The organism is Glutamicibacter sp. MNS18 (assembly GCF_026107515.2).
GTDB lineage: Bacteria > Actinomycetota > Actinomycetes > Actinomycetales > Micrococcaceae > Glutamicibacter.
Genome location: NZ_JAPCHW010000010.1, coordinates 57773 through 84080, shown reverse-complemented (window position 1 = coordinate 84080; position 26308 = coordinate 57773). Strand labels below are relative to the sequence as shown.

The window sequence follows — 26308 nt, the reverse complement described above, 5'->3', positions numbered from 1 at the left end:
AACTTCACACGTTCTTCCAAGCGGGTCCTGCCAGGCCGGTATCATCGCAGGTCATGCGGGATGTCGGGACGGGCATATGGTGATGGAAGCGATGTCCGGCGGTGGGTCAGGGGCTTGGGTCCGGTACGAAAAGTACTAGACTTGGAGGCATGGTTGATGAGTCAGAAGAAACCCGCGGCGGAACAGCGACAATCACGCGTACCGAGACCCAGCAAAGTGTCGAAGCTGGCGATCACGAACGCTTTGCGCACTATGTCCGCAAGGAAAAGATCATGGAATCCGCGCTGTCCGGAGAGCCGGTCATTGCCCTGTGCGGCAAGGTCTGGACCCCGGGTCGCGACCCGAAGAAGTTCCCGGTGTGCCCCGAGTGCAAGGAAGTCTACGAATCGATGATGGGCGACTAACAGCGTCCCGCATTTGCAGTTTTCGTAGTCCGCGCCGGGAGAGGATATATGACCGACACACTTTTCGACATTGGTGACAAGCTTCCACTGGAAGACAAGCTGCCGGTGGCATATCCGGAACGAGCGGCCTGGGGCACCGGGCCGAAACTTCGCGCCTGGCAGGCCGAGGCGCTCGCGCTGTACTTCGACAACGAACCGAAGGACTTCCTGGCCGTCGCCACCCCGGGTGCGGGTAAGACCACGTTCGCGCTGCGCCTGGCCAAGGTGCTGGTCGACTCCAAGAAGATCAACCGGATGGTCGTTGTCGCACCCACCGACCACCTGAAGAAGCAGTGGGCGGATGCGGCCGGGCGGGTCGGCCTGGCCCTGGACCCGAACTACAAGAACTCCGATGGCCGCCACGGGGACCACTACCTCGGGGTGGTGGTCACCTACGCCCAGGTGGCGCAGAAACCCGCGGTGCACCGGGCCAAGACCGAGGACGCGCGCACCCTGGTGATCATGGACGAGGTCCACCACGCCGGGGACGCCCTGTCCTGGGGCGATGGCATCCGCGAGGCCTTCGAACCGGCCACCCGCCGGCTGGCGCTGACCGGTACCCCCTTCCGCTCGGACACCGCACCGATCCCGTTCGTGCAGTACGAGGAGGACGAGGGCAACATCCGCCGCTCCAAGGCGGACTACACCTACGGTTACGGCAACGCGCTGACCGACCACGTGGTGCGCCCGGTGCTGTTCATGGCCTACTCGGGCAATATGCGCTGGCGCACCGCCGCCGGCGAGGAGATGGAAGCCCAGCTCGGTGCCGGGGCCACCAAGGATATCACCGCCCACGCCTGGCGGACCGCCCTGGACCCGGCCGGTGACTGGATCCCGTCGGTGCTGCGCGCCGCGGACCGCCGGCTATCCGAGGTACGGCGCACCGTGAAGGACGCCGGGGGACTGGTGATCGCCACCGACATCGAGGACGCCAAGGCCTACGCCACCCAGCTGGAGGCGATCTGTGGCCAGAAGGTCACCACGATCCTTTCCGATGACCCCAGCGCCTCGCAGAAAATCGACGACTTCTCCGCGGGGGACGCACGCTGGATGGTTGCGGTGCGTATGGTTTCCGAGGGCGTGGACGTGCCCCGGCTGTGTGTCGGGGTCTACGCCACGAGTACCTCCACCCCGCTGTTCTTCGCCCAGGCGATCGGCCGCTTCGTGCGTAGCCGCAAGCGCGGGGAAGTGGCCAGCGTCTTCCTTCCCTCGGTGCCGATCCTGATGGCCCTGGCCAACGAGATGGAAGTCGAACGCGACCACGCGCTGGACCGTGAGGGCTCGAAGATCGAGGACGGGCTGGACGACGCGGCGCTGGAGGAAGCCAACCGCGAGGACAAGGCCAGCGACGAGCTGGTGCGCAACAAGTTCGAGGCGCTGAATTCCCAGGCCTCCTTTGACCGCGTGCTCTTCGACGGCGGCGAATTCGGCACCGGCGCGGATATCGGAAGCGACGAGGAGCTCGGGTTCCTGGGCATCCCCGGCCTGCTGGAGCCGGACCAGGTCTCGGCCCTGCTGCGCGAGCAGCAGAACAAGCAGATCAGCCGTGGGGCCAGCAAACCCGAACCGGTGTCCGACCATCGCCAGCTGATGGACCTGCGTAGCCAGCTGTCCAAGAACGTCTCGGCGTGGGCGGCGCGCACCGGCACCCCGCACGGCCAGGTGCACAACAAGTTGCGCAGCGTCTGCGGGGGACCGGCCGTACCCCAGGCCAACGCCGACCAGTTGCGGGCGAGGATCGAGAAACTGCAGGACTGGTTCGTCGGGCGCAAGTAGCCGCGTGGCTGGCGTCTATGACCTGGCCCTGTTGCCAGGATTCGACGACCAGGCAACCGTTGGTGGAGCGTTCGGTGGCAGAATCCGCGGTCAGCCGGAAGGCGCGATCAGAATCCAGTGGGCGCCCGGTGATGTGCGTTGTTGATTCCGAAGCCGGACACATGCCGCCGAGGGGACGGATTGACGCCGGGTGCAACGCGGGAACGTGGTTTTCCGCAGTGGCCGTTCATGACCGAGTTGAAGTGCCCGGACAACCGGTGGCAGTAGTTTTCCCTCCGGCAACGCACGAACGCGGTCAGGGTCGAGCAGCAAGCCTGAGACCGTAATTTCTGAAGTTCCTCGATTCGGTTCAAGGTCCAGCACGTTGCCGGCACCAATCGCCGCCCTTCTTCCAGCGGCGATTCTCTATCGAGGCTCTTTCGTGGTTCCGGAGTGGCGACTATCCTGATCTCCGAAACGCTGGAATCGTCCGGTGCCATGTTCATGACAACACATGGCGCACTGCTTATCCCACCAGTATCGATTCGGTACTTCACGTGAACCGGGAGGGAAATCGGTGAACGACGTATAAGGCCCCCAACGCAGGTGAATGCGTTGAAGCAGGGTGGGGACGAAAAGGACATCGCCGACACCGGAGATACTCCAGCCGCCCGGAGCTGATCAGCAGGTGCCTCCGCTGCCTGCAATCTTTTATCGCCTCATCAGAGCACATCTAAGCCCGGACGGTGCAAGGGCAACACCGGGCTCATGATCCGGACGGACAAGATTGAAGGGATTGTCGGTCTCAGGGTCCAAGTGATTCAACTTCTGCGACATCGGCGAGATTTCCTCAGGGCATGCGGGTATTAGAGTGCCACTTGAGTGCGGGACAGTGGCACGCGGCTTGCGCATTTCGTAACATTTATGTTACGTTTGGACTCTTCGAAGGAGTTGGTAATGGAAGCACCAAGTGCGTTCTGGAATGATCTGGTCGAGGACCTTGAGGATGCCGAATTCCTCAGGGAATACGTCGTCGAGTCCATTCGAATCGCAACGATCGACAGTATTGTCAATTCCTTGGACGACGCACGTGAAGCGGCGGGACTTAGTAAAGCCAGCCTGGCTCGAGCAATAAATGCGGATCCCGCAACGATGAGGCGGCTCTTCACGGGTAAAACTTCGAACCCAACCCTTGCAACACTTGCCGAGGTCGCCGCCGCATTGGGAATGCGAGTGGCCCTTGAACCGCTACCGGAGTCCGAGCGGTCGAAAATCACCCAATCGCTACTCGAAGGCCGAGCAGCCAACGCGGCAGGTCTGGCTGAGTACTTGGAGAAGATCAGGAACACGCGCAACTCCTCAACCGCGGCTTGACTGGACGATTAGATAATCGAGCGCGGATTCCTCTCGAAATATTCATCACCCAATTCGCGAATCGCACGGTAGTCTTCATCGGAGAATACGGTTCTGAACGGTTTACGGCGCCCGTCGAAAATAACCAGCAACGGTTTCGTGAACCCCGCTGCTCTGTAATCCAGTTTGCAAAATAGTCGATAGTGACACCGTTGGGGACCATTCACTCGAACTTCGAACCATCCTGTCATCTCACCGCGCATGGCTTCCCGGTAACGCCCCCGGAGAAGCTCCCGGGAGGGGCCGCCGCTACTGCCACAAGCACCGCACGCATTTTCGCTCGAACTGCTGCGGGACAAGACTCTATGAAATCGCGACCCGGCGACGTTTCGCTTGGATCGTCATCTTTGTGACGCTTGAAGTAGACGATCAAATGTGTATCGTCGCTGGACGGAACTTGCGTGGCATGCAACGAGGTCTGTTTCCGCGGGAACGACTGAGGTGAGGATTTTCGTTTGTGCCTATCTGGGTTCATGAATCGAGATCCTAACGCCCTGGATCATGCGCAGTATCCTTGTCGCCGCGAGATGTGCTCCGGTAACTCGCCGGCAAGCGGTATGGTGCCCGACGAGAACTAGCACAGGCAGCCTGCCAGAACGCAAGCGGAATCGATCTGAGGTTCACACTCGTTCGGGATGCTGAGACGGCCATGGTTGCGTGTTTGCCTAGCGGCCCCGAGCCGTTTCGGATTGATCCTGTACTCCATGGTGTCGTCGCAAGACAGGCTGGTTCAGGTGTAAGAAGGAGTTCAGCCTCCTGCGGAGGCACTACCTCGAACTTGCAGGGTCCGTAGGGATCGCCGTCCAGACACCACGACGCTACGCATTAGCGTGCCAACTTTGGGGAGTTTCGAATTACGCGCTCATGAAATGAATATGGCTTGCACGAATAATGGCATTCCCGGGTGGGACGGTGGATCTGATGCACCTGTGGAAGAGTTCACGTGGTTCGTCAAAGTACACTTCTCGATCCTGGAGGTGCTCGAAGGAAATGACCAATGGCATCACGCGCTGGCGAATGGGTGAACCCCACCGTCGACAACAGTTCAGCGTGGCGCCTGTGCAATGCAGGCCGGAGCGTTGACGGGTCAGTGGTGCAGGTATCCGGCGGTACCACACCGACAACCTATTCCCCTTTGCATGTTTGCCCGGGGACAGCTAACCGAGCGTCAGGACCGTCACCCCGGCTTCGCGCAACGTGGTGTAGACCTGCGGCAGGTTCTCCGGGCTGACCGCGGCGGTCAGTGGGGTGATCACGGTCGTGTCGAACCCCGCGGCCGCGGCATCCAGCGCGGTGGCCCGCACGCAATGATCGGTGGCGATGCCGACCACGTCCACGGCGTTGATCCCCCGGTCCTTCAACCACTGCTCGAGCAGCGGGCCGGACTCGTCCTCCAGCGGGGCGGAAGCCACCAGTTCACGGGCCTCGAATCCCGAGTAGGCCGCGGAGAAGCGGCCCTTGGCGAAGTGCGCGTCCACCGGCAACCCGGCGATCCGCGGGTGCAGGGCCGCCCCGGCGGTGCCGGCCACGCAGTGCACCGGCCAGGAGTCGATGAAATCCGGGGTATCGGAGAAGTGGCTACCCGGGTCGATATGCCAGTCCTGGGTGGTGACCACGGCCGAGTAGGACCCGCGTCTTGTCGCGACATCCGCGGCGATGGCGGCGGCCACGGTATGGCCGCCGGGCACCCCCAGCGACCCGCCCTCGCAGAAGTCGGGCTGGACATCGATGATCAGCAGTGCGCGGGTCATGGCTCTCCTTAGACGATGATCGTGGGGATGACCGGCTCCCCGCGCTGCAGGCGGCGCGCGATGCCCGGCATCTCCTGGATCGAGTCGTAGTGGCGCTGCCGGGCCAGGTTGACCCCGGAAGCACCGGTGTACTTGTCGTTGATCACGCCTGCGGTGACCAGCGGCACGGTCAGTGCCCGCTGCGGTCCCTCGGTGGTGTGCTCACCCAGTACAACGATCTCGTTGACCGCGCGGTTCCGGTCGTTCAGCTGGCGGATCCCCTGCTTGCGCCCACCCACGCTGGCCTTGTTGGTGGCGGCCTTGGCCACCGGGACCCAGTCTCCGGCAGCGTCCTGGCGGGCCACCAGCTTGTAGACCATGGAGGCTGTCGGGTGCCCGGACCCGGTGACCAGGGCGGTGCCCACGCCGTAGGAATCCACCGGGGCGCTGGCCAGGGCGGCGATCGCGTATTCGTCCAGGTCACTGGTGACGGTGATCTTGGTGTTCCAGTTGCCCAGGTCATCGAGCAGCTCACGCACCCAGCTGGCCTGCTGGACCAGGTCGCCGGAGTCCAGACGGACCGCGCCGAGCTCGGGGCCGGCCACATCCACCGCGGTGCGTACCCCGGTTTCCACATCGTAGGTGTCCACCAACAGCGTGGTGCCGGCCCCCAGCGAGGACACCTGCGCGGTGAAGGCCTCACGCTCGGTCTCATGCAGCAGGGTAAAGGAGTGCGCGCTGGTGCCCACGGTCGGGATACCGTAGCGGGCCCCGGCCTCGAGGTTGGAAGTGGAGGCGAAGCCGGCGATCACCGCGGCCCGGGCGGCGGCCACGGCCGCTTCCTCATGGGTGCGGCGCGACCCCATCTCGATGCACGGGCGATTGCCGGCCGCAGCGATCATCCGCGAGGCCGCGGAGGCGATCGCCGAGTCGTGGTTCAGCACCGACAGGACAAAGGTCTCGATGACGCAGGCCTCGGCGAAGGTCGATTCCACGGTGAGGATCGGCGAATTGGGGAAGTAGAGTTCGCCCTCCTGGTACCCGGTGATATTCCCGGTGAATTGGAAGTTCTCCAGGTAGTCCAGGGTCTGCTTGTTGACCACCTTCTGATCGGAGAGGAACTTCAGCGTCTGGTCCTCGAAACGGAAACCACGCAACCCCTCCAGCAGCCTTCCGGTGCCGGCCACCACGCCGTAGCGGCGTCCATCGGGCAGTCGACGGGCGAAGGCCTCGAAGACGCTGGGGCGCCCGGCGGTGCCGGAGGCCAGGGTGGCCTGCAGCATGGTCAGCTCATAGTGGTCGGTAAACAGGCTGGTGAGCATGCGGTGCTCCTGTAAAAATGGGGGACAAACCTCGACTTACTGTATCCCGGAGGGCACCGAACTGTGATATCCACACCTTGACACCGATGCCCGATCGGTGCGTGGAAGGCGTAAAATGGTGGGCATGACCGTCATGCCCGAAATCCTTGAAGAAACCAGTGAGCAGGTTCGCCACGACAGGAAGTGGCGCCTGATCGTGTGGAACGATCCGGTGAACCTGATGAGCTATGTCAGCTATGTCTTCCGCAGCCACTTCGGCTTCAGCGCGCAGAAGGCCGAGAAGCTGATGATGCAGGTGCATCATGACGGATTCTCCGTGGTGCTCACCGGTAGCCGGGAAAAGATCGAGGCCCACGTGCAGGCGATGCACGGATACGGGCTGAACGCAACCATGTCCCAGGAGGCCTAGCTTCGTGGCCAAGGCCTTTAAACGTACCTCCCGCGGCATTGCCGGTTCGCTGCATGAACCCGAACGCAAGCTGCTGCGCGACCTGTTCGACGACGTGATCACGCTGCTGGAGGAGCGCGACGAGATCCACCGGGTGGATCCGGCCGAGGACCTGGATCCGCTCTACGCGCTGACCGGCATGAGCCCGGACCGCGGCCCGTTGCCGGAGCCCTCGGATCCGGCCACGGCCCGGCTGCTGCCAGTAGCCAGCGACGACGAGCAGGTGGCCAACGAGTTCCGCCGGTTCGGGGAACAGGACCTGATCGCCGCCAAGATCGGCCGATTGCGCGAAGCGCAGTTCCTGATGGAGAACACCCGGATCGTGCTGGACGAGGCCGCAGCCTCGCGTTTTGCCCAGGCGCTGAACGATGTGCGCCTGGTGCTCTCGCAGCGCCTGGGGATCCGTGACGAGCAGGATTCGGAACGGATCGGGCAGATCAACGACGCGGCCCAGGTGCAGACCTCGCAGGACTACATGGCCCTGGTCTACAACCTGATCTCCTGGGTGCAGGACACCATCATGCAGGCCCTGCTGGATTCGGAGTACTAGGCCCATGGCCTCCTTTTTCACCACCGGGCCGCAGAGCGTGCCCGAAGAGAACACCCCGATCGGGATCTTCGACTCCGGGGTCGGCGGGCTGACCGTGGCCCGGGCGGTTATCGACCAGTTGCCCGGTGAATCGCTGATCTATGTGGGCGACACCGCCAATTCCCCGTACGGGCCGTTGCCCATCGCCCAGGTGCGGGCCAATGCGCTGGGGGTGATGGACGAACTGGTGGACGCCGGGGTGAAACTGTTGGTGATCGCCTGCAACTCCGCCTCTTCCGCGGTGCTGCGTGATGCCCGGGAGCGCTATACCGCCCGGCACGGGATCCCGGTGGTGGAGGTGATCCAGCCCGCGGTGCGCCGCGCGGTGGCGGCCACCAAGAACGGGAAGATCGGGCTGATCGGCACCCAGGCCACGGTGGGCTCGCGCGCCTACGAGGACGCTTTTGCCGCGGCCCCGGACCTGCGGATCCACGCGGCGCCCTGCCCGCGGTTTGTCGAGTTCGTCGAATCCGGGATCACCGCGGGTCCCGAGCTGCTGGCCATCGCCGAGGACTACCTGGCCCCACTGCAGGCCGCCGGGGTCGATACGCTGATCCTGGGATGCACCCACTACCCGCTGCTGACCGGCGTGATCTCCTATGTGATGGGCGATGGGGTCACCCTGGTCTCCAGTGCGGAGGAGACCGCGAAGGACACCTTCCGCGCCTTGACCAGCCACGGTCTGGTGCGCAGCGACGGACTTGACGCGCGTCACGAATTCCTTGCCACGGGGAACGCTGATAGTTTTGGGGTACTGGCGAGACGCTTCCTGGGGCCCGAGGTCCTGGCGGTGCGTCACGTCGAGAACGTAGCAGCCCACTATCCGACCGGTTCGATTGCCCGCATCACCCCGCAGATGATCGCCGCGTCGAAAGGCGAGTGAGACATGAAGCTGACCATCATCGGGTGTACCGGTTCCTTCCCGGGCCCCGGATCCCCGGCCTCCTGCTACCTGGTCAGCGCCTTCGACGGGACCCGTGATTGGAAGATCCTGCTGGATCTGGGCTCCGGGGCCCTGGGTGTGCTGCAGCGCTACACCGATATCAAGGACATCGACGGGATCGCGATCTCGCACCTGCACCCCGACCACTGCATGGATTTGTGCGGCATGCACGTGGCCATCCGCTGGGACCCCAATGGCTGGAACCGCGAGAAGATGCTGGTCTGGGGTCCGAGGGACACGGCCGACCGCATCGAGACCGCGTACGGGCTGCCCGAGGGCGACACCATGCACAAGGACTACGACTTCAAGGTGTGGACCGAACGCCAACCGGTGGACATCGGCCCGTTCACCATCACCCCCTATGCGGTGCGCCACCCGATCGAGGAGGCCTACGCGCTGCGTGTCGAGGCCCACGAACCGGGGCCCGACGGGGAAATCCTGACCAGCGTGCTGACCTACTCGGGGGATACCGACACCTGCGAGGGACTGGTCCAGGCCGCCCAGGGTGCGGACATGTTCCTGTGCGAGGCGGCCTTCGAGGAGGGCCGCGACGACCATATCGACGGGGTGCACCTCACCGGCAAGCGGGCCGGCCAGATGGCCACCGAGGCCCAGGTCGAACGGCTGCTGCTGACCCATGTGCCGGTGTGGACCTCGATCAACAAGATCGTGGACGAGGCCAAGGAAACCTACGTCGGCGGGATCGCGGTGGCGGTCTCCGGGGTCACCTACGGGGTGTACTCCGGCTCCCAGCTGGGCACCCCCAAATCGCTGCCGACCGCGCCGGTGTCGCTGGTCCGCCCGGCCAAGCAGCGCGACTGGAAGGGCACCCGGCCCATCCGCAAACGCTAACCGGCCCCTGCCGAATCTCTTCATCCGCCGTGGCTGGTGCCGGGCAGGGCCCGGGAATAGTTAGGATGGAGGCATGACTTTACGTGCCGACGGCCGCAGCGCCGCGCAACTTCGAGACATTACCATCACCCGCGGCTGGTCCGCCCAGGCCGAAGGGTCGGCCCTCATCGAATTCGGGGAGACCCGGGTGCTGTGCACCGCCTCCTTCACCGAAGGGGTGCCGCGCTGGCTCAAGGGCCAGGGCACCGGGTGGGTCACCGCAGAGTACGCGATGCTTCCACGCGCCACCAATACCCGCAACTCCCGTGAATCGGTGCGCGGCAAGCTCTCGGGCCGCACCCACGAGATCTCCCGGCTGATCGGCCGTTCGCTGCGTGCGGTCATCAACACTTCCGCACTGGGGGAGAACACCATCGTGCTGGACTGCGATGTGCTGCAGGCCGACGGCGGCACCCGCACCGCGGCGATCACCGGCGCCTACGTGGCGCTGGCCGAGGCCGTGGAATGGGCCCGCCGCGAGGGGCTGGTGCGGAAGAACGCCCAGGTGCTCACCGATTCGGTGGCCGCGATCTCGGTGGGCATCATCGATGGCATCCCGATGCTGGACCTGCCCTACGAGGAGGACGTGCGCGCCGAAACCGATATGAACGTCGTGGTCACCGGTTCCGGGGACTTCGTCGAGGTGCAGGGCACCGCCGAAGGCGTGCCGTTCAAGCGTGCCGAACTGGATGCGCTGCTGGATTTGGCGGTGATCGGCACCACCGAACTGGCCCAGATCCAGACCCAGACGCTGAAGGCCAACGCATGAGCGCCCCGGTGCTGGTACTGGCCAGCTCAAACCAGGGCAAACTGCGTGAACTGCGTGAGCTGCTGCGCGGCCGGATCGACGGGCTGGATGTCGACACCCAGGTCATCGACGCGAAGACCGCCGGAGCCGGCGACGTGGTGGAGGACGCGGTCACCTTCCAGGGCAATGCGCTGAAGAAGGCCCGGGAGATCGCCGCGGCCACCGGGCTGATCGCGCTCGCCGACGACTCGGGGATCTCGGTGGATGTGCTCGGCGGGGCGCCGGGGATCTTCTCCGCCCGCTGGGCCGGCCGTCACGGGGACGACGAGGCGAATATCGACCTGCTGCTGGCCCAGCTGGGCGATATCGCACCCGAGCACCGTTCGGCCGCGTTCATCTGCGCCGCGGCGATCGCCTCCCCGGATGGCGAGGCCCAGGTGGAGCTGGGTACCCTGCCCGGGGTGTTGCGCACTGAACGCGCCGGTGAGGGCGGCTTCGGCTACGACCCGATCTTCCAGCCCACCGGCTCCGACCGCACCCTGGCCGAGCATTCGGCCGAGGAGAAGAACACGATCTCGCACCGTGCCCGGGCCTTCGAGGCCCTGCTGCCGCAGATCGTGGAACGCGTGGCGCGGGTGCTGCCCTCGACCCACGCATAACCGCTACCGATTGAACGGCTCACGCCCGGTCGATACCGCCCCATGGTTGGGCGGCATCGGCCGGGCTTGTTCGTGATCCCTCGTCGAATAGGGGTCCTGCCGGTGGCCGCGTGGCTGCCCCTGGTGTGACAGGCCCGGTGCCGGTCGCATCCGGATGAACATCCCATGGTTTCGGAAGGTGAAACGGAGGTGCGGATGAACGGGCGTAGCAGGTTCCAGCCAGTGAACCCGGCAGCCTGCCCACGGATCAGGGAGCATTTCTCGACGTGGCTGATTGCGAGCCGAACGTTCCCAGGGAGCACGCCTTGAGCGGGACCACGTGGGTCGAAGACCCCTGGTCCTCGTACCGTGGGAGGCCGTCGCCGCAGCCTGATCGCGGCAGACAGGGGATGGGGGAACAACAAAGCCAGTTACACCCGATTGGAATGGTGGCGACTGACGCGGAGGGCTCGGCCGGACACTACCCCCGACTGTGGCACCGATGCTGGACGGGCAGGCTCAGACCCTGGGCCAATGAGGCCATTGCGCCGCAGGGGGAGCCATGTCCATGCCACGACTGCATGATCCGAACATCAAGGACGAGGTTCTTGCCGCCTTGCGCCAGGAAATCAATGCGGCCCAACCCAAGGTTGCGCTCGACGAATTCTTGGCCGAACCACGTCGGACACGGAGAAGGAACGTGCCGCGACGCGGCTTGCGGCCGCATGGCCCGCTGAGGTGGTCGATGGATCAATGTGGCGCCAGTGGTGATCCTGCCCCGGAAACCGGCGACGCGCCAAGAATGCCGTTGACCAGACCGCGGCATGCGGTGGGACAACGGCATTCGAGGTTCTGCCGGGTCCAGTTCGGCTTCCCCGGCGCGAACCCGACGCGATGGGCGCCAATGGCAGGGGGAACTAGGTTCCCCGGGTGTCGCTCGCCGCTGCACTGGGCCGGGCCGATTCGACCGGGGCCGAACCCTGGCCGCCAGTACCCGGGACACCGCGGTTGCCACCCATGCCGCCGCCCATACCTGTGGAGTTGGCACCGTTTTCGATCTGGGTACGCAGGGACTCCACCTCGCTGTCCACGGTATCGGCATCCACCAGGTCTGTTGCCTGCTCCAGTAGCAGGGCGCTCCAGGTATCAAGGATTTCCTCCGCCAGCCCGGAATCGAACAGCGAAGCCTGCAATTCCTCGAGCTTCTGCTCGTAGAGTGCCGCGAACTCCTCGTTCTCCAGGAACCGGGAGGACAACGGGTTGGATGAGCCGCCGCCGAAGCCGCCACCTCCGCGGCCCCCGGGGCGTTCGCCCCGGGTCCGGGTTTCGGCGTCCTCGCCTTCGGTCTGCCCCGGTTCCTGCCCGGTCGTTCCCTCGGGCCGGGTCGGCATGATCCCGGGATCGGTTCCCTCGGCCCGCTGCGGCCGTTCGCCCGCGCCGCCCTGGGCGCCGAAGGCCATATTCAGGTCCCAGGAGACCACGCTCATCTTCCCGGTGGATTCGTTGTAGCGCAGGTAGGAATTGTTGCCCGGCCCGTCGATGTCATCCATATTGCCGATCAGTTCCTGCACCGCAAGGTAGCTGGCGAACTGGTCCACTTCCAGCCGGTCGCCGAGCTGGGAGGCGAAGTCCTCATCGGAGGAGTTGTTCACGAACTCCAGGAAGTCGGCGATCGGCTGCAGGTTGGTTTCATCCCCGGATTTGGCAGTGAACGCGTCCGCGTAGTCCTCGCCGTTCGCACCGCGGTAACTGTAGTCCCCATTGGACTCGGCCTCGTAGGTGATCCCCGCGGAGCCGAAGGTCTCCTCGCTCCACAGGGTGTCATCCGGATTGTCGATGACCAGACGCAAGGTGGCCTCCGAGCCGTTGACACTGAACCTGGTGGCGGCGGCGTGCTGCGTGGCAAGTCCCGCGCCACCCACCAACTCCAACGCCAGGGCCTCGTTCAGCGAGGTCTGGGTGCTATTGCCGCGCACCACGAACTCGCTGCGACCGGAGTACTGCTGGCCGTCGACGTACTTGTCCAGCCGGATGATCCACGGCAGCTGTGCCGGGTCGTCCTCCGCGGTGGTGCCGCGCAGCGAGGAGTTGCCCTTCAGCCGCAGTCCCACGTTGTCGAAGGTGGTTCCGTCGATGGTGACGGTGGCCTTGACCCAGGTCTTGGTGGAATCCGTGGCGTAGTCCTCCAGTGCGCCGGTCAGGTCCTCGGCCTCGATGCCGATGTCGTGCACCGTTTCATTGTTGAAGAACGTGGCGGTCTCGGCGCTGATGGTCGAGGTCGCGGTGGTTGAGGTGGGGGCCGCAGCAGCGGAGCAGCCGCTGAGCACCAGGGCGCCGATGGATATCGTGGCGGCCAGGCTCAGCAAGCAGCGACGCGGCGTGGGGGATGGTCTCATGGGATCAACTCCTGGTTCGGGGCGGGAAAGACATCGAGTTTGCGGGACACGGTGTGGTGCCAGCGGTTGGCCGGAAGCTGCGGGTGCAGCAGGGACAGGCCGGTGGCGAACTTGGAAATACGGGTCGGACGGATCCCGGCCCGCCACAGCATCTTGTCCACCGGACCGGCGTTCAGCGCGGCCTTGGTTTCCAGCACGATCTGTGCGCAGTTCAGGGTCCGGGACGTGGCAGGACAGGACCAGGCCAACTGTTCATCCACGGTCACGCGCGAACTGCTACCCGGGTGGAACAGGGTCGTGCGGCGGTAGGAGGATTCCAGGACCGGTTGCAGCTTCTCGAGCTGGATAGGCAGTTCGCCCAACCCGTGGGCCAGCCTCTGGCCGATGTACTCCAGACCCCGGGCGGTGAGGGTAAAGCGGTCGGCGAAGGGCTGCTCGATGCGTTCCTTCACCGTCTGTTCCCGGGCGCCTTCGGTTTTCACCTCCAGGAAGCACAGGTTCGAGTCCAGGTAGCTGCGGGTGCGGATCTTGAACCGGCGCCGGCGTTTGTGTGCCGCACTGAGGTAGCTGGTGCGGTGCGGATCATCGAAATAGACCGAGGAATAGTCCGAACCGTGTTTCCCATCGATCTCCAGGACCTGGCAGCCGGCGGACAACTCGGGCAGTAGATGTTGGGCCAGATCGGCATCGATGACGTACTTGCGGTCCGTGCGGGTGAGCAGTTCCGCATTCTCGTTGAGTTCTTCGAGGCTGATGGATTCAAGTCCGGTGGTCCAGCTCATTGCGCGTCCTCCATGATCACTTCGTGGTTCTGCGCGGTACGGGTGCTGGCGCGCCTGGTGGCCGGGGCCACATAGCGGACCTTGACGATCATCTTGTCGTTGACCAGGTCCAGCTGCTGGACGATGGCCTGCTTGATCTGGGCTCCGCCCAGCACCAGCGCGAGCTGGTCATGCAATTCGGTTTCGTCACTGATCGCCCGGTCCAGGATGACCTCCTGATGCCGGTAGCGCGGCAGAACCCTTGAATGGTCTGCGGCGAACATGGCCACCAGCAGCAGGGCGACCAGTGCCGCACCGATCCAGGCCGGGGTCGGGGCCAGCCCGCAGATCAGGCCGATGGCCAGGGCGCTGAAGTAGTACGCGATCTCATGCTGTTCCAGTTCATTGGAGCGCAGGCGGATGATCGAGAGCACCCCGAAGAGCCCGAGCCCCAGTCCCATCCCGACATCCGTACCGGACAGTGCCGCGGCAACCGCGAACACGCCGATGTTGATACTGATATAGGACACGGCCAGATCCCGGCGATGGTGCCGTCGAAGGTACAGTCCGAAGGTCAAGATGCAGATGGCGGCGATGTTCAATGCCGCGGCGAATAACAGCTCCATATGAAGGCTCCTTTGGGGTCTTTGGGGGATTGACCTAAGGTTTTCCCGCCTTCCTATGCCGGGGCTTTGGCCATGGCCTGAGGCAACTTTGATGTCGTCGAGACCATGGATTTAAGTGATGCAGGTCAACGAGATCTCGTGATGGTTGGGGTCTGAAATCCGCGACATCTCGCCCAAATCCGTGGTGGCTATGAGGCTGGTATGAAGTTGCCAAGTGGTTGGCATGGCCCGGTTCCGTGCCCTGGTTTTCCGAAGCGACGGGGGGTGGAGGAGGGCCAGCAGACCAGTCTCCGGCTGGTTCCGAATGCGTATCAGGCGCGGACGCTGAAAAGCATTACCCGAGGCGTCCATCTGCGCCGCGGCGGTGGGCAGATTCGTCGAGATTCCGCAGCATCCAAGGGATTGCAGGGGAGCCCGGTCCACACCGTCCAATCGCGGCCAGGCGAAAGTGCTAAGTCTGCTGCCCGACACCCCGGATCCGCGGGGGAGGCGGGTCCGGGGTGTCGGGGATCGCCGGGACAGGGCATCGTGTTGAAGCCGTCGTAGAACGCTACGGTGCAGTCATGGAGCGCAATCGCCGGGAAGCCCGGTGCCGGACATGGTCACGAATAAGCCCCACTGGACGTTAGGGAGAGTTAGGCGTACCCGCCGCTGAATGAGGGGCAGGGGGAAGCCCGGATGGACCGGGATGGTCCGGGTCCTGGTGTGAGTGGAATACCGACTATGAATCGGATCCATCGGCTTCGGAATCCTCATCCTGCGAGCGCGGTGTCTGGGTGGAGGCGCTGCCCGGGGCCGCCGGTGCGGCCGAGACCTGGGTGCTGGGCTGGACTACGGCGCTGGTGGCCGCGGCGGTGCCGGATACCCCGGCCGTGCCCAGGCTCAGGCCAAGGGTGAGCATGGAGACCGAAGCCAGCATGGTGGTGAAGCGTGTGCGGTTGTTCGCCCGATGCTCGGCATCCGAGGGTCCCTGGAATTCCGGAGAGTACATGTGCTGCTGAACTCCTGCTTCTGTGCTCGCGGCCCGCTCCCGGGAGGGGAACATGTGGCCTGGTGGAGGCAAGTCGTGATTCGTGCTCAATGTGGGTTGCGGGCGGGCTCCTGATCTTTTCTGGGCTGATTTCATCCTTTCGTCCGTACCTTTGTGTGCGCTGAGCTCCCGGTCGCCAGAGGCTGGATCGGTGCTGTGAGTTCGACATTGGGACACGTGCTTGTCCGGATGGTACCGGGCACTTCGTGTCCTGGAACGGCCCATCAGGTGGCAGGCAGACGTTGCCGCCAGCCGGGAACCAGGGCGGCGAGCGCAAAGACCACTCCGAGTCCGAAGGCCGCGCGCAGCCCGGTCGATGCCCCGGCGTTCGACATGGTGCTGGTGAGATCGAAGACCAGTGACATCAATGCCGTGCCGGTGATGAATCCCAGATTGCGGGCCAGGTTCAGCATTCCCGAGAGCTGACCCTGCCTGCGTTCACCGGCCCGGGACATTACCACTGTGTTGTTTGCGGCCATGAACAGCTGGTTGCCCGGGGTCAGCAGTACCGCGCCCAGCAGGAACCCCGCCACACCCCACGAACCGGGTGCAAGGACGAAGACCAGTGATGCCAGCGCCAGCAGGCCAAGACCCATGACCGTCACCCGTGGTGCGCCGATGCGGTCCACCAGCCATCCAGCTGGAACCCCGCAGAGGATCGCGACCACCGGTCCGACGGCCATGACCAGGCCCATCCGGGTGGGGGAGAGCCCCAGGGCCTGGGTCAGGAAAAACGGGGGAATGACAATGAAGGTCATCATGATCACCGAGACCGCAAAAGCCATACCCAGTTGCGGCAGCACGCCGATCGCGCGCAGCGCACGTAGGTCGACCAGGGGCCGGGTGGCCCTTAGCTCAATCCGCACGAATACGGACAGCGCCAGTCCGCTGATGGCCAGCAAGACCAGGGTGCCGGCGGTGCCCCCGGGGCGCAGGGTGAGTGCGATGGAGTAGCAACCCAGGGCCATGCCCAGGCCCAGGAGCCCGCGCACATCCAGCGCACCTTGCCGGGTGGTTGTCGTGTCGGTGGTGAGCCGGTGCGTGGTGGCAAAGGCGGCCAGGCTCAACCCAGCCAGCACCAGGAAGGTGTTCTTCCATCCACCCTCAGCTGACGACAGCGCGCCGCCCAGGGCCGGGCCCAAGGCCATTCCGGTCGCCATCGCGGAGCCGAGCAGCCCCATGGCCCGGCCCACCTGGTGGCCGCTGACCCGTTGCCGGACCAGCGCCACGGGCAATGCCAACATCGCCGCGACTCCCGTGCCCTGCAGGGCACGGGAGAAAACCACCAGTTCCAGCCATGGGGCGAACAGCCCAAGGAGCGAGGAGACGGCGAATATGCCCAGCCCTATCCGCAGGACCGGCACCCGTCCGTACCGGTCGCCCAGCCAGCCGACGGGTACCAGCAGCATCGTGCTGGTCAGCAGGAATGCCAATGTGACCCATTGGGCCGCGGGCAGGGGGACCGAGAAGTCCTCGGCCAGGGGAGGCAAGGCCACGTTGACCAGGCTGGTGCCCAGCGCTCCTGTGGTGGTGACCAACAGCAGGGGCAGCAGTTGCCGGATCAGCGAAGTCGCTGCGCGGTGCGGTCCGGTGGTGTCCGGGGCGAGGCGGTGTGAATCCATGGCCCCACGCTAGGAAGATTGCCCATCAGGCGGCAAATTCACTTGCCAATCTGGCAAATCATTCCTATTCTCGGCTTATGAACCCCGATACCGGTGGGCATCGGCTTCGCGATGTTGGCCCACGGCTTCGCCAGCTACGCAAATCCAACGAACTGACCCTGGATGCGCTGTCCGCGGCTACCGGGATCCCGGTGTCCACCCTGTCCCGGGTGGAAACCGGTGGGCGGAAGCCGACCCTGGAGTTGCTGCTGGCCCTCGCCGACCTCTACCGGGTTCCGCTCGATGACCTGGTGGGAATCACCGAACCGGAGGATCCGCGTGTCCGGCTGGAGCCGCGAACCGTCCAGGGACGTGTGCTCATCCCGCTCACGCGCACCACCGAGGGAGTACAAGCCTGGAAGATGGAACTTCCGGTGTCCCGCCGACCTCCGAAGTTGGCCTCCCACGAGGGCACGGCCTGGTTCTATGTGCTCGACGGGCGGGTCCAACTGCTGTTGGGGACCCGGCAGCTGCTGCTTCAGGCCGGTGAGGCCGTGGAATTCGACGCGCGCCTGCCGCACTTTTTCGCTTCGGCCGGCCCCGGCCCTGCCCAGGTGCTGAGCCTGTTGGGGCGCGATGGGCGCCGGATGCATTTGCGCGAGTGGCAGCAGGAGCAGGACTAAGCGCCCCGGAAGATCGTGCTCGCCGGACGCTCGTTGTCCCGAAGCCGTACCGATGGTGTTCGAAATGATCAGGTGAGGTCGGGGTAAAGACCTGGTGCGCTGCGTGGGGTGCAAGGTGATGTCAGTGGCTCGATCCGCGCCTGGGTTCAGCTGCCGGCCGTGGTTTTCGCCCCGTGGCCGGCCCCGGGGCGACGGCTCGAAATCCGGGGGATTGCCCCGGCCAGTGGGCTATTCACCCGGTCGGTATCGAATGAGCAGACGCGCGCGGGGCAATCGTGGGTCAGGTTTTTCCCGTTGGGATATTGCAGTCGAGGATAGTTAGTTATATGGTTAGTTACATGAGTAACTAACCAAGCAACTTAGGAAGGTTTTCCGGGTTGTGCACGAGTGAAACGAAGGGGGCGCGCAGTGATCGATGATTCCAAGCCGATCTTCATGCAGATCGCAGAACTGATCGAGAGCGATATCGTCTCCGGGGTACTGGCCGAAGAATCGCAAGTACCCTCGACCAATGAATTTGCCGCGTTCTACCGGATCAATCCGGCCACTGCCGCCAAGGGCGTGAACCGGCTTGTTGAAAACGGACTGCTCTACAAGAAAAGGGGGATCGGAATGTTTGTCGCACAAGGCGCTCGCCATCAACTCCTCGAAGCGCGCCGCCACCAATTCCACGAGCAGTACATCCGGCCGCTGACCGCCGAGGCTTCCAAGCTCGGCATCGGCACCCAGGAACTGATCACCATGATCCAGACCTCGGCCCACACGGACGTGAACGGGCAAGGAAGTGTTATCAATGACTAACGCACCGGCCATCCAGGCCACCAACCTGAGCAAGAACTACAAGGAACTGACCGCGCTGGACCAGGTGAACCTGGCCCTTGAACCGAACCGGATCTACGGGCTGCTGGGCCGCAACGGTGCCGGAAAGACCACCCTGATGTCCATCCTCACCGGCCAGGGCTTCGCCAACCAGGGGACGGTGAAGATCTTCGGGCACAATCCCTACGAGCACGACGCCACCCTGTCCCGGATGTGCTTCATCCGCGAATCGCAGAAGTACCCGGATGACTTCCGGGCCAACCAGGCCTTCAAGGCCGCGGCCCTGTTCTACGAGAATTGGGACGAGGACTTGGCGCGGGAACTGATCGAGGCCTTCCGGTTGCCGGTCAAGCGCCGCATCAAGAAGCTCTCCCGCGGCCAACTCTCAGCGGTCGGTGTGATCATCGGCCTGGCTTCCCGGGCGGAGATCACCTTCTTCGACGAGCCCTATCTGGGACTGGACGCGGTGGCCCGGCAGATCTTCTACGACCGCCTGGTCGAGGACTTCGCCACGCACCCGCGCACCATCGTGCTCTCCAGCCACCTGATCGACGAGGTCGCCAACCTGCTGGAGCACGTGGTGGTGATTGATGCCGGCAAGATCGTCATCGACGAGGAGGCAGAGTCGCTTCGCGGGGCCGCGGTGACCGTGACCGGCAATGCCGAGAAGGTCGCCGAATTCATCGGCAGCTACCCGGTGCTGCATCGCGACGCATTGGGCTCGCTGGCCAGCATCAGCATCCGTACCCGCCTGAGCCAGGCTGAACGGGCGCGTGCCGCGGAGTTGGGGTTGGAGCTTTCCCCGGTCTCGCTGCAACAGCTTGTGGTGCGTAGCGCCATGGGCACCGAGGACAACGACACCAGCGACGTGAATGTCGAGGCAATGAAATGAACCGCATTATCAAGGTTGCACGCATGCAGCTGATCAACAAATGGACCTTCATCGGGATCCCGCTGCTGATCCTGGGCGGGGCCTTCATCTTCACCATGGCGATCTTCTGGCTGGTGCGCCGCGCCGGCGGGGACGAGGCCGTGATGTACAGCGGCGGTGCCCAGGCGCCCATGTGGTATTTCCTGGCCCTGGGCATCCAGTCACTGACGCTGACCTTCCCTTTCTCGCTGGCCATGAGTGTCTCACGGCGGACCTTCTACCTGGGCACCGTGCTGCTCTTCGGGATCAGCGCGCTGCTGCTCTCCACCTTCTACTACCTGATGGGCCTGGTGGAACAGGCCACCGGCGGATGGGGTCTGGGTGGACGGTTCTTCGCCCTGGAATGGGTGGCCGACAACAACGGTTTTGTGCAGATCATGTTCTACTTCGTGCTGATGCTGCTGCTGTTCATGATCGGCTTCTGGATCGCCACCATCTACATGCGCTGGCGCACCAGCGGGATGCTGGTCTTCTTCGTGGCACTGGCCGCGATACTGCTCGGAACCGTCTTCTACCTGACCCTGGGTGAGAAATGGGGACAGTTCTGGGCATGGGCGATCACCTGGAGCGCAGGAGGAGTGGTCCTCTGGGGCGGGGCCGTGGCCATCCTGATGGCCGGGGCGTCCTACCTCACCCTGCGCAAGGCCACCGCGTAGGCGCTACGCGAATCCCGGGCAACTGTAGTTGCCCGGGATTCGCCTTTTAACCATGACCCCTGCGTCACGCGGATGTGAGATGCGCCGATCGGCCGCGAAACACTTCGTTGCACCGCCAAGGGGTAGCCACGGCAGGTGGCTATCGGGAAAGAAGCAGGTCATCCGCGGGTTGGGGAGCCAGGATCGATGGGCGGGTGCCGCGGATCGCGGACGGAAGGGCGGAGCCGGTACGGTGCGCCATACGTACCGCGCTGCCGCCGCCGTGAGCCGAAACGGAGTACAGTAAATGCGTGGCTTTGGACTTTACCGCCGTCGATTTCGAAACGGCAAACGGATTCATCGGTTCGGCATGCTCGGTCGGACTGGTCAAGGTGCGCGACGGACGCATCGTGGAAACCGAGCAGTGGCTGCTGAAGCCACCGTCGGGATTCGACCATTTCGACCCGCGCAACGTCTCCATCCACCACATCACCGAGCAGATGGTGCTCAGCGCACCCCGGGTAGGAGAGAAGCTCGGGGACCTGCTGGAGTTCGTCGGCACCGACGTGCTGGTGGCCCACAACTCGGCCTTCGACTCCGGGGTGATTCGCGCCGCGGCCGAAGCCAGTGAACTGGCCGTCCCGCAGATCCAGCACCTGTGCACCGTGAAGCTCTCACGCAAGGCCTACGACCTGCCCAGCTACTCGCTGCCGTTTGTGGCCGAGGAAGCCGGTCACCCGATCGAGAACCACCATGAGGCGCTCGCCGATGCCGAGGCCTGCGCGTGGGCGATGATCGACATCGCCGAGCGCGGGCAGGCCCCGTCAGTGCGCAACGCCGCCGAGCATTACTCGGTGCCCCTGGGCCTGACCCGGGCCTGGCAACCCGGGGATGAGGTCTCCCGGGCCATGCGTGATGCGCAGGGCTGGCTGGCCCGCGGCAACGGCCTGCCACCGCGCGATGCATTCACCTTCTGGCCGCAGGAGGGTGAGAACCCCGTACCGAACCAGGATGCCGACCCCAGCCACCCGCTCTTCGGGCAGGTGCTGGTCTTCACCGGGAACCTGAGTGTGCCACGTCCGCAGGCCAAGGAATGGGCCGCGGCCCGCGGCGCGCAAACCGCCTCCCGGGTTACCCGCGCCACCACCGCACTGGTGGTCGGTGACGGATTCGTTCCCGAGGACCTGGCCAATGGCCGGCTGACCAACAAGGCCAAACACGTGATGCGGCTGCGCGAATCCGGGCAGCGGGTGGAAATCATCTCCGAGGGCGAGTTCATGCAGCTGGTCGAGGGGTTCGCACTGCAGTAGACCTGGAAAAGCCCACACGTCGAGAGCGTGGGTCAAGGCATGAGTATCTTGATGTTCAGTCCCGACAGATAGTCGGTGAGCCAGTCGTAATCCGGGCCTGCGGCGAAAATGCGACCTTGGCCAGGGATTGCTTCAAGAGCTGTCTGGGCAACCCGGTCCCCGAACAATACGTACGCATGATCGGTATTGCGGTGATTGCTCATCCACACCAGGCCCTCGAATCCCGCAGCATGTGCTCAAGTTTGCGCAGCTCGTCGCCCATCAACGACACAAGCCACAGGTCCCGGGTGGGGGCCAGTGGTGCACAGTCCTTGTCGGCAACACTGTCGTAGAGGAACTGTCCCGGGCCCGGAGGGACCTCATGCAAAAACGATTCGCAAATGGCCGCATCCTCTGTTTGAGCCGCCCACAGGACGGGGACCGTCGGATCGCCGACAAGGCGAATCGTGGTGTTGCCCAAAGCCCGAGGTTGAATTCTGTTGAACTTCTTGCTCGCGCGTTGCCAAATATCAAGTGAAGAGTCGTCCCACGGGTGAGCACTTATTCTGCCAGTTCAAAGGGTGTTCCCGGGGCGAACCTCACCACTGGACACCAAAAGCTTGCTGAGCCACTTCCACGATTTTGTCAGGCTGGGCCAGATGATCGACTGGACGTTCACCGTCCAAGTATCCAGTTTGAGTGGTCATCCAGAGTGCCAAACTCGCTTCGGACCGTCCATACGCTGTGGCAACGCCGATCAGGTCTTCCATGACGGGCCGGACGGTGTGTTCCTCCCGATCGATTTGGAAACCTGGATATCGAAGTCCTCCTGGGCGCTTAACGGCGATTAGGCGCCCTTTGGATCGCTGCTCCCAGGCATAGCTCCGATTCGGGGACTTTGACCCCACCGCCTCGGAGACTTCGAGGCTGGTTAGAAGGCCAAATTCTGCCTCAAGCTCCCTCCAAGCTTTCTCGGTGGCCGCCATATTGCGCGCGAGCTGTGGCGATACGGGGGGTTCAATTTCTGCAAGGGCAGGCCCAAGTGCCGCAATACTCCGTTGCATGTTCTCAGCGATCACCATCAGCGGTTGGGTGCGCGCAATATGCCCTGGCGCTCCTTCGGAACGTTCCGGATTCGTCGGATACTGAGCAGACGGTTTGTCGATATGCATTTTGAACTCCTGTCATCGGGCGTGCTGTAACCCGGTGACGTTTTCCCATAGGTTCTCACGTGAACGCCCGGTCCGTCGGAGCCTCACCTCGACATGGGGATAGAACATTCGGCCCCTACTGCTTCAAGGGAAATGAACCTACTCTTCAGCAGTGAATCTGACATCATGGATTCATGCCTGACCACGAAGTGCTCACACTGCAAATTGAACTCATTGGATCCGACCCGCTGATCTGGCGCACGGTGGATGTCCCCGCCGACACGATGCTGTACGCCGCCGGCAACATCGTGCAGATCGCCATGGGATGGGAAAACTGCCACCTGCAGGCCTTCCACAGCAAGAACCCCTATGAGAGACGGCAAGGTGAACCCGAGGTGTTGTCCTGGTACGAGGAATACTCGCTGGCCGACGGTCTCCCTGGGGAACCGCAGGAGACGACCACCCTGGGCCAGGCCTTCGCCGTGACCGGAGCCGAACTCTATTTCGAGTACGATTTCGGCGATTCCTGGATGCACCGGATCACCCTTGCCGGATCCCGCACCGTGACCGACGACCCTCCGCTGCCGAGGGTGCTGGACGGGGCGATGCGTGCACCCATCGAGGACAGCGGGGGAATCGGCGGCTGGTACGAAAAACTCGAGGCGTTGACTTCCGCGAATCCCACGGAGGAACAGCAGGACATCGTGGAATGGATGCACTGGCGGGTCGGACCGGAGGGAACGGTTGATCCCGCGGCCTTTGACCTCGAAAGCTGCAACAGGAAGCTCGCTGCCCGGGGCGTGGGCCTGGAATGGAACACGGTGCTGGGTCGTTGGCTGCTCGACCAACAACCGCTGTGCCGCGAATTCACGCTGGAACACGTGGAGAAACACGGTCTGCAGCTCGCCGCCCAGCCCGAACCACTGCCGGAGTGGTTCCTGCAGGATTTGGTGCGGCCCTACCAGGTGTTGATTGGATTGTGCGAAGGTGAGGGGATCAAGCTCACCGCTGCCGGGTGGATGCCTCCAGCCACGGTCGGCGAGCTGGTCGAGGCCCTGGGGTGGGAAGGGATCGACCACGAATCCTCCAAGAAGAAGCTGGAAAGCAATATGCCCTCGGTCATGATGCTGCGTGACAGCGCGACCGACCTGCGTCTGCTCCGCAAGTACAAGGGCCGGCTCCTTGCGACCAAGCTCGGGCAGAAGCTGGGTCGGGATCTGGCAGAGCTCGCCGGGCATCTGCTGGCCCGGTTCAACGTGCATCCGAGCCCGCATCTGGACCAGGACTCGGATATGGCCAATTGGGTCGCCCGGGCCGCCGGACACGTGAGGTTCAGCAAGGAACACAACCAGTTCAAGGCAGATTTCATGAACGTGCTCGGATATTCCAGCGGCCACAGGCGCATGCCGCTGACCAAGGAGGACCACGTGTACTTCACCAGGGCCTCGCTGCTCTGGGAAGAACTCGCCTGCCGGGGACTTGTCGGGGATATCAACCGTCCCGGGGATAACCCCCGGGACCTGCGTTCCAAGGAACTGGCACGCCTGGTCCTAGGCAGTGTCGTCGACCAGTAAGAAATAGAGGTACCGCACCCGGGAAGGGTGCGGTACCTCTATGGTTTGTGGAAGCTAGCCAACCAGCGTCATCCATCGCTCATGCAGTTAGGCAAAGGATTCGTGCTTCAGTAGGCGTGTACCCCGGGATCCGTTTCATAGTCATTCATCGTGAAGCGAGGCATATGTAGTAGAGTATTTCCGCTGCCGCAAGACATTGTTCACCGTCCGACACTTCGTTAAACCAACGGTTCCGCGCCGGCCCAAGTCCTCAATGTAGCCGTATTGGGATTGCACGTTCGTACTTAGGTACTGAACTCTTTCGTCTCTCTGGTCAAAAATAAGCCTACACTTGGTTATACTGCGAATGCTACCATTTTCTTCTTTGCCGTTAAGGAAAAATATTGTCTACGAATGCCAAAGTCTCCTTTGATGAAAACTGGGAAACGATCGAAGCTCTAATGATCTTGACCGGAGCGAGCGGAAGTCGTACACAAAGGCAGATCGCTGCTCAGAATCAGGCTGCATTAAGTTTCTGCATTACGGCGTGGGAAGCCTATGTAGAAGACGTAGCAAAAGAAGCAGCAACCTATCTCGCTGAGAACTGTTCGCGCTTCAGCGACCTCCCTAGTTCGGTACGTAAATCACTCGTTTCGAAAGTTGTTCCTCTGAATGGTCCGTCCAGCAAGACAATTAGTGGAAAAAATGTTCAAGACCTAATGGACGACGGTTGGCGCCCATTGCTTATCGAGTTCGTAACCGAAGCAACTTACGAATCAAATTTCAATACACCTAATAGTAAAAACATTTCTAAACTATTCAAAACATGGGTTGGCGTTGATGTCACACAGTACTGGTATTGGCAGAATTTCGCAGTTCCTGGGCCTGCAACACGCCTGGATCGCTCAATAGCGATTCGAGGCAGTATCGTCCATACCGGTCAAAAGCCCGATGGGATTAATAGAAATTGGATTGAGACATACGGTAGAGGCAACATTTGTCGGCTTGTTGAGAAAACAGATATTTCCTTAATGAAACACGTTAACGAATTTTGCCCAAATCCAAATAATAGTGGAGGCTTTGGGGAAGAATTAGTCATTGCATAGATTGTTACTTTAGCGGTGGCGAGCTAATATTTCCGAGTGTACGGAAAGTGGATTTTAAGTCTATCGAATATTTTATTTATTTTATGTTAATAATTAATTTTTTGTTGCGTCTGTTGCATACTTTCTTCGCGATTCACATATCTACTGTAAGAATCGACTTACTTCAGCCATTGTGGGCCTGGGGCTCCAGGGCTCTGTATATCGGTTGAAAATTAATCTCAACTCAACCCCTGGTTTTCACCCGGTACCGTAGTACCCGGTCCGTGCCCGGATACACCGTCCCCGTAGCAGTCAGCCGTTCACAGAGCTCACCCAGCACCCGGGTCGCCCGACCTGTCGGCAACTGGTCCAGGAACCCCTCCTGGCGCGGATCCAGATCCCCAGACTGGATTAACGCCTGCCGGACGAATTGGTGGGTATAGTTCTTCGCTTTCAACCCCGTATTCACCCGCACCTCGGTCGCCAGCATCATCGAGACGTTATAGGCCGCCATCCGGAAGACGTGCAACAGCTGTTTCGGCTCGGTATCCAACACCACCTGCTCCGGATTCACCTCACCAAGCGGCAACCGGGCAGGGATCGCCTGGTACGCCTGATTGGCTTTGGCCAGGTGCTTCTCAAGTTTGATCACCGGCGCGTTCAATTCGTTGAGCATCGCGTTGGTGACCAGCCGGGGCTCCCCGGGATCCGGGGTACTCAGCGCGAGCTCCTGGGATTCCACGGTGGCGACCAGGCTGTTCAGTTGCGCGGCCAACAGGTCGCGTTTGCGTTTGCGTTTGGCTTTGTCCTTGGCAGGGTTCGGCACAC

Annotated in this window: 25 protein-coding genes; 16 read left to right on the top strand and 9 right to left on the bottom strand. The window is 63.0% G+C overall.

Annotated elements, in window-relative coordinates; all coding sequences use genetic code 11:
• The first annotated feature begins 149 nt into the window (after positions 1-149).
• The 3 genes from OK351_RS13905 to OK351_RS13895 all read left to right on the top strand — a co-directional run bounded on the left by OK351_RS13905 (position 150) and on the right by OK351_RS13895 (position 3572).
• Complete coding sequence (locus OK351_RS13905; RefSeq protein ID WP_265160041.1) at positions 150-404, top strand: DUF3039 domain-containing protein; 255 nt, start codon at positions 150-152, stop codon at positions 402-404.
• 48 nt (positions 405-452) lie between these two features.
• Entirely contained in the window at positions 453-2219 is a 1767-nt protein-coding gene (locus tag OK351_RS13900; protein WP_265160038.1) for a DEAD/DEAH box helicase, read from the top strand.
• 936 nt (positions 2220-3155) lie between these two features.
• Positions 3156-3572: a helix-turn-helix transcriptional regulator gene (locus OK351_RS13895; RefSeq protein ID WP_265160035.1), complete on the top strand. Its 417-nt coding sequence runs from the start codon at positions 3156-3158 to the stop codon at positions 3570-3572.
• Between the two features lie 1196 nt (positions 3573-4768).
• On the opposite strand, the gene OK351_RS13890 is transcribed toward OK351_RS13895, so the two are convergent.
• Together OK351_RS13890 and OK351_RS13885 are read right to left on the bottom strand one after the other, a co-directional pair.
• Positions 4769-5362, bottom strand: coding sequence for an isochorismatase family protein (locus tag OK351_RS13890; RefSeq protein ID WP_265160033.1), 594 nt, complete (start codon positions 5360-5362; stop codon positions 4769-4771).
• An 8-nt stretch (positions 5363-5370) separates the two neighbouring features.
• Positions 5371-6663: a nicotinate phosphoribosyltransferase gene (locus tag OK351_RS13885; protein WP_265160030.1), complete on the bottom strand. Its 1293-nt coding sequence runs from the start codon at positions 6661-6663 to the stop codon at positions 5371-5373.
• A gap of 124 nt (positions 6664-6787) precedes the next feature.
• Between OK351_RS13885 and clpS the strand changes: the two genes are divergently transcribed.
• The 6 genes from clpS (at position 6788) to rdgB (ending at position 10941) form a co-directional block, all read left to right on the top strand.
• On the top strand, positions 6788-7072 hold the full coding sequence (gene clpS, locus OK351_RS13880) for an ATP-dependent Clp protease adapter ClpS (RefSeq protein ID WP_265160028.1): 285 nt from the start codon (positions 6788-6790) through the stop codon (positions 7070-7072).
• Positions 7073-7121: 49 nt separating this feature from the next.
• Entirely contained in the window at positions 7122-7661 is a 540-nt protein-coding gene (locus OK351_RS13875) for a DUF2017 domain-containing protein (RefSeq protein WP_371931457.1), read from the top strand.
• A 4-nt stretch (positions 7662-7665) separates the two neighbouring features.
• Positions 7666-8583 (top strand): glutamate racemase, encoded by a 918-nt coding sequence (murI, locus tag OK351_RS13870; protein ID WP_265160024.1) that lies wholly within the window; start codon positions 7666-7668, stop codon positions 8581-8583.
• Between the two features lie 3 nt (positions 8584-8586).
• Positions 8587-9495 carry an MBL fold metallo-hydrolase gene (locus tag OK351_RS13865; RefSeq protein WP_265160021.1) on the top strand — a complete coding sequence of 303 codons (909 nt, stop codon included), beginning with the start codon at positions 8587-8589 and terminating at the stop codon, positions 9493-9495.
• Positions 9496-9568: 73 nt separating this feature from the next.
• Entirely contained in the window at positions 9569-10303 is a 735-nt protein-coding gene (rph, locus tag OK351_RS13860; protein ID WP_265160019.1) for a ribonuclease PH, read from the top strand.
• A complete protein-coding gene (gene rdgB / locus OK351_RS13855; RefSeq protein ID WP_265160017.1) occupies positions 10300-10941 on the top strand; it encodes an RdgB/HAM1 family non-canonical purine NTP pyrophosphatase in 642 nt (213 codons plus the stop codon). Before rph ends, rdgB begins: the two co-directional genes overlap by 4 nt.
• An 896-nt stretch (positions 10942-11837) precedes the next feature.
• Here rdgB and OK351_RS13850 read toward each other — a convergent pair.
• The 5 genes from OK351_RS13850 to OK351_RS13830 form a co-directional block, all read right to left on the bottom strand.
• Entirely contained in the window at positions 11838-13316 is a 1479-nt protein-coding gene (locus OK351_RS13850) for a CotH kinase family protein (protein ID WP_265160015.1), read from the bottom strand.
• On the bottom strand, positions 13313-14098 hold the full coding sequence (locus tag OK351_RS13845; protein ID WP_265160012.1) for a polyphosphate polymerase domain-containing protein: 786 nt from the start codon (positions 14096-14098) through the stop codon (positions 13313-13315). Before OK351_RS13845 ends, OK351_RS13850 begins: the two co-directional genes overlap by 4 nt.
• Positions 14095-14703, bottom strand: a complete 609-nt coding sequence (locus OK351_RS13840; protein WP_265160009.1) for a DUF4956 domain-containing protein — start codon at positions 14701-14703, stop codon at positions 14095-14097. The genes OK351_RS13845 and OK351_RS13840 overlap by 4 nt, the downstream gene beginning before the upstream one ends.
• Before the next feature lie 721 nt (positions 14704-15424).
• Positions 15425-15694, bottom strand: coding sequence for a hypothetical protein (locus OK351_RS13835; RefSeq protein WP_265160006.1), 270 nt, complete (start codon positions 15692-15694; stop codon positions 15425-15427).
• 263 nt (positions 15695-15957) lie between these two features.
• Positions 15958-17355: an MFS transporter gene (locus OK351_RS13830; RefSeq protein ID WP_265160003.1), complete on the bottom strand. Its 1398-nt coding sequence runs from the start codon at positions 17353-17355 to the stop codon at positions 15958-15960.
• 77 nt (positions 17356-17432) lie between these two features.
• Here OK351_RS13830 and OK351_RS13825 point away from each other — a divergent pair, with 77 nt between their 5' ends.
• The 5 genes from OK351_RS13825 (at position 17433) to OK351_RS13805 (ending at position 21712) form a co-directional block, all read left to right on the top strand.
• Positions 17433-18017, top strand: coding sequence for a helix-turn-helix domain-containing protein (locus OK351_RS13825; protein ID WP_265160001.1), 585 nt, complete (start codon positions 17433-17435; stop codon positions 18015-18017).
• A gap of 408 nt (positions 18018-18425) precedes the next feature.
• Positions 18426-18818: a GntR family transcriptional regulator gene (locus tag OK351_RS13820; RefSeq protein ID WP_265159999.1), complete on the top strand. Its 393-nt coding sequence runs from the start codon at positions 18426-18428 to the stop codon at positions 18816-18818.
• A complete protein-coding gene (locus tag OK351_RS13815; RefSeq protein ID WP_265159996.1) occupies positions 18811-19728 on the top strand; it encodes an ABC transporter ATP-binding protein in 918 nt (305 codons plus the stop codon). Before OK351_RS13820 ends, OK351_RS13815 begins: the two co-directional genes overlap by 8 nt.
• A complete protein-coding gene (locus OK351_RS13810) occupies positions 19725-20423 on the top strand; it encodes a hypothetical protein (RefSeq protein WP_265159993.1) in 699 nt (232 codons plus the stop codon). The genes OK351_RS13815 and OK351_RS13810 overlap by 4 nt, the downstream gene beginning before the upstream one ends.
• 290 nt (positions 20424-20713) lie before the next feature.
• Positions 20714-21712 (top strand): 3'-5' exonuclease, encoded by a 999-nt coding sequence (locus OK351_RS13805; protein ID WP_265159991.1) that lies wholly within the window; start codon positions 20714-20716, stop codon positions 21710-21712.
• A 578-nt stretch (positions 21713-22290) separates the two neighbouring features.
• Here the strand turns inward: OK351_RS13805 and OK351_RS13800 are convergent.
• Positions 22291-22863: a hypothetical protein gene (locus tag OK351_RS13800; RefSeq protein WP_265159989.1), complete on the bottom strand. Its 573-nt coding sequence runs from the start codon at positions 22861-22863 to the stop codon at positions 22291-22293.
• Positions 22864-23036: 173 nt separating this feature from the next.
• Between OK351_RS13800 and OK351_RS13795 the strand changes: the two genes are divergently transcribed.
• Together OK351_RS13795 and OK351_RS13790 are read left to right on the top strand one after the other, a co-directional pair.
• A complete protein-coding gene (locus tag OK351_RS13795; protein WP_265159987.1) occupies positions 23037-24416 on the top strand; it encodes a plasmid pRiA4b ORF-3 family protein in 1380 nt (459 codons plus the stop codon).
• A gap of 383 nt (positions 24417-24799) precedes the next feature.
• Positions 24800-25501: a HEPN domain-containing protein gene (locus tag OK351_RS13790; RefSeq protein ID WP_265159984.1), complete on the top strand. Its 702-nt coding sequence runs from the start codon at positions 24800-24802 to the stop codon at positions 25499-25501.
• Between the two features lie 223 nt (positions 25502-25724).
• Here OK351_RS13790 and OK351_RS13785 read toward each other — a convergent pair whose 3' ends face one another.
• On the bottom strand, positions 25725-26306 hold the full coding sequence (locus tag OK351_RS13785; RefSeq protein WP_265159982.1) for a hypothetical protein: 582 nt from the start codon (positions 26304-26306) through the stop codon (positions 25725-25727).
• Between the last annotated feature and the right edge of the window lie 2 nt (positions 26307-26308).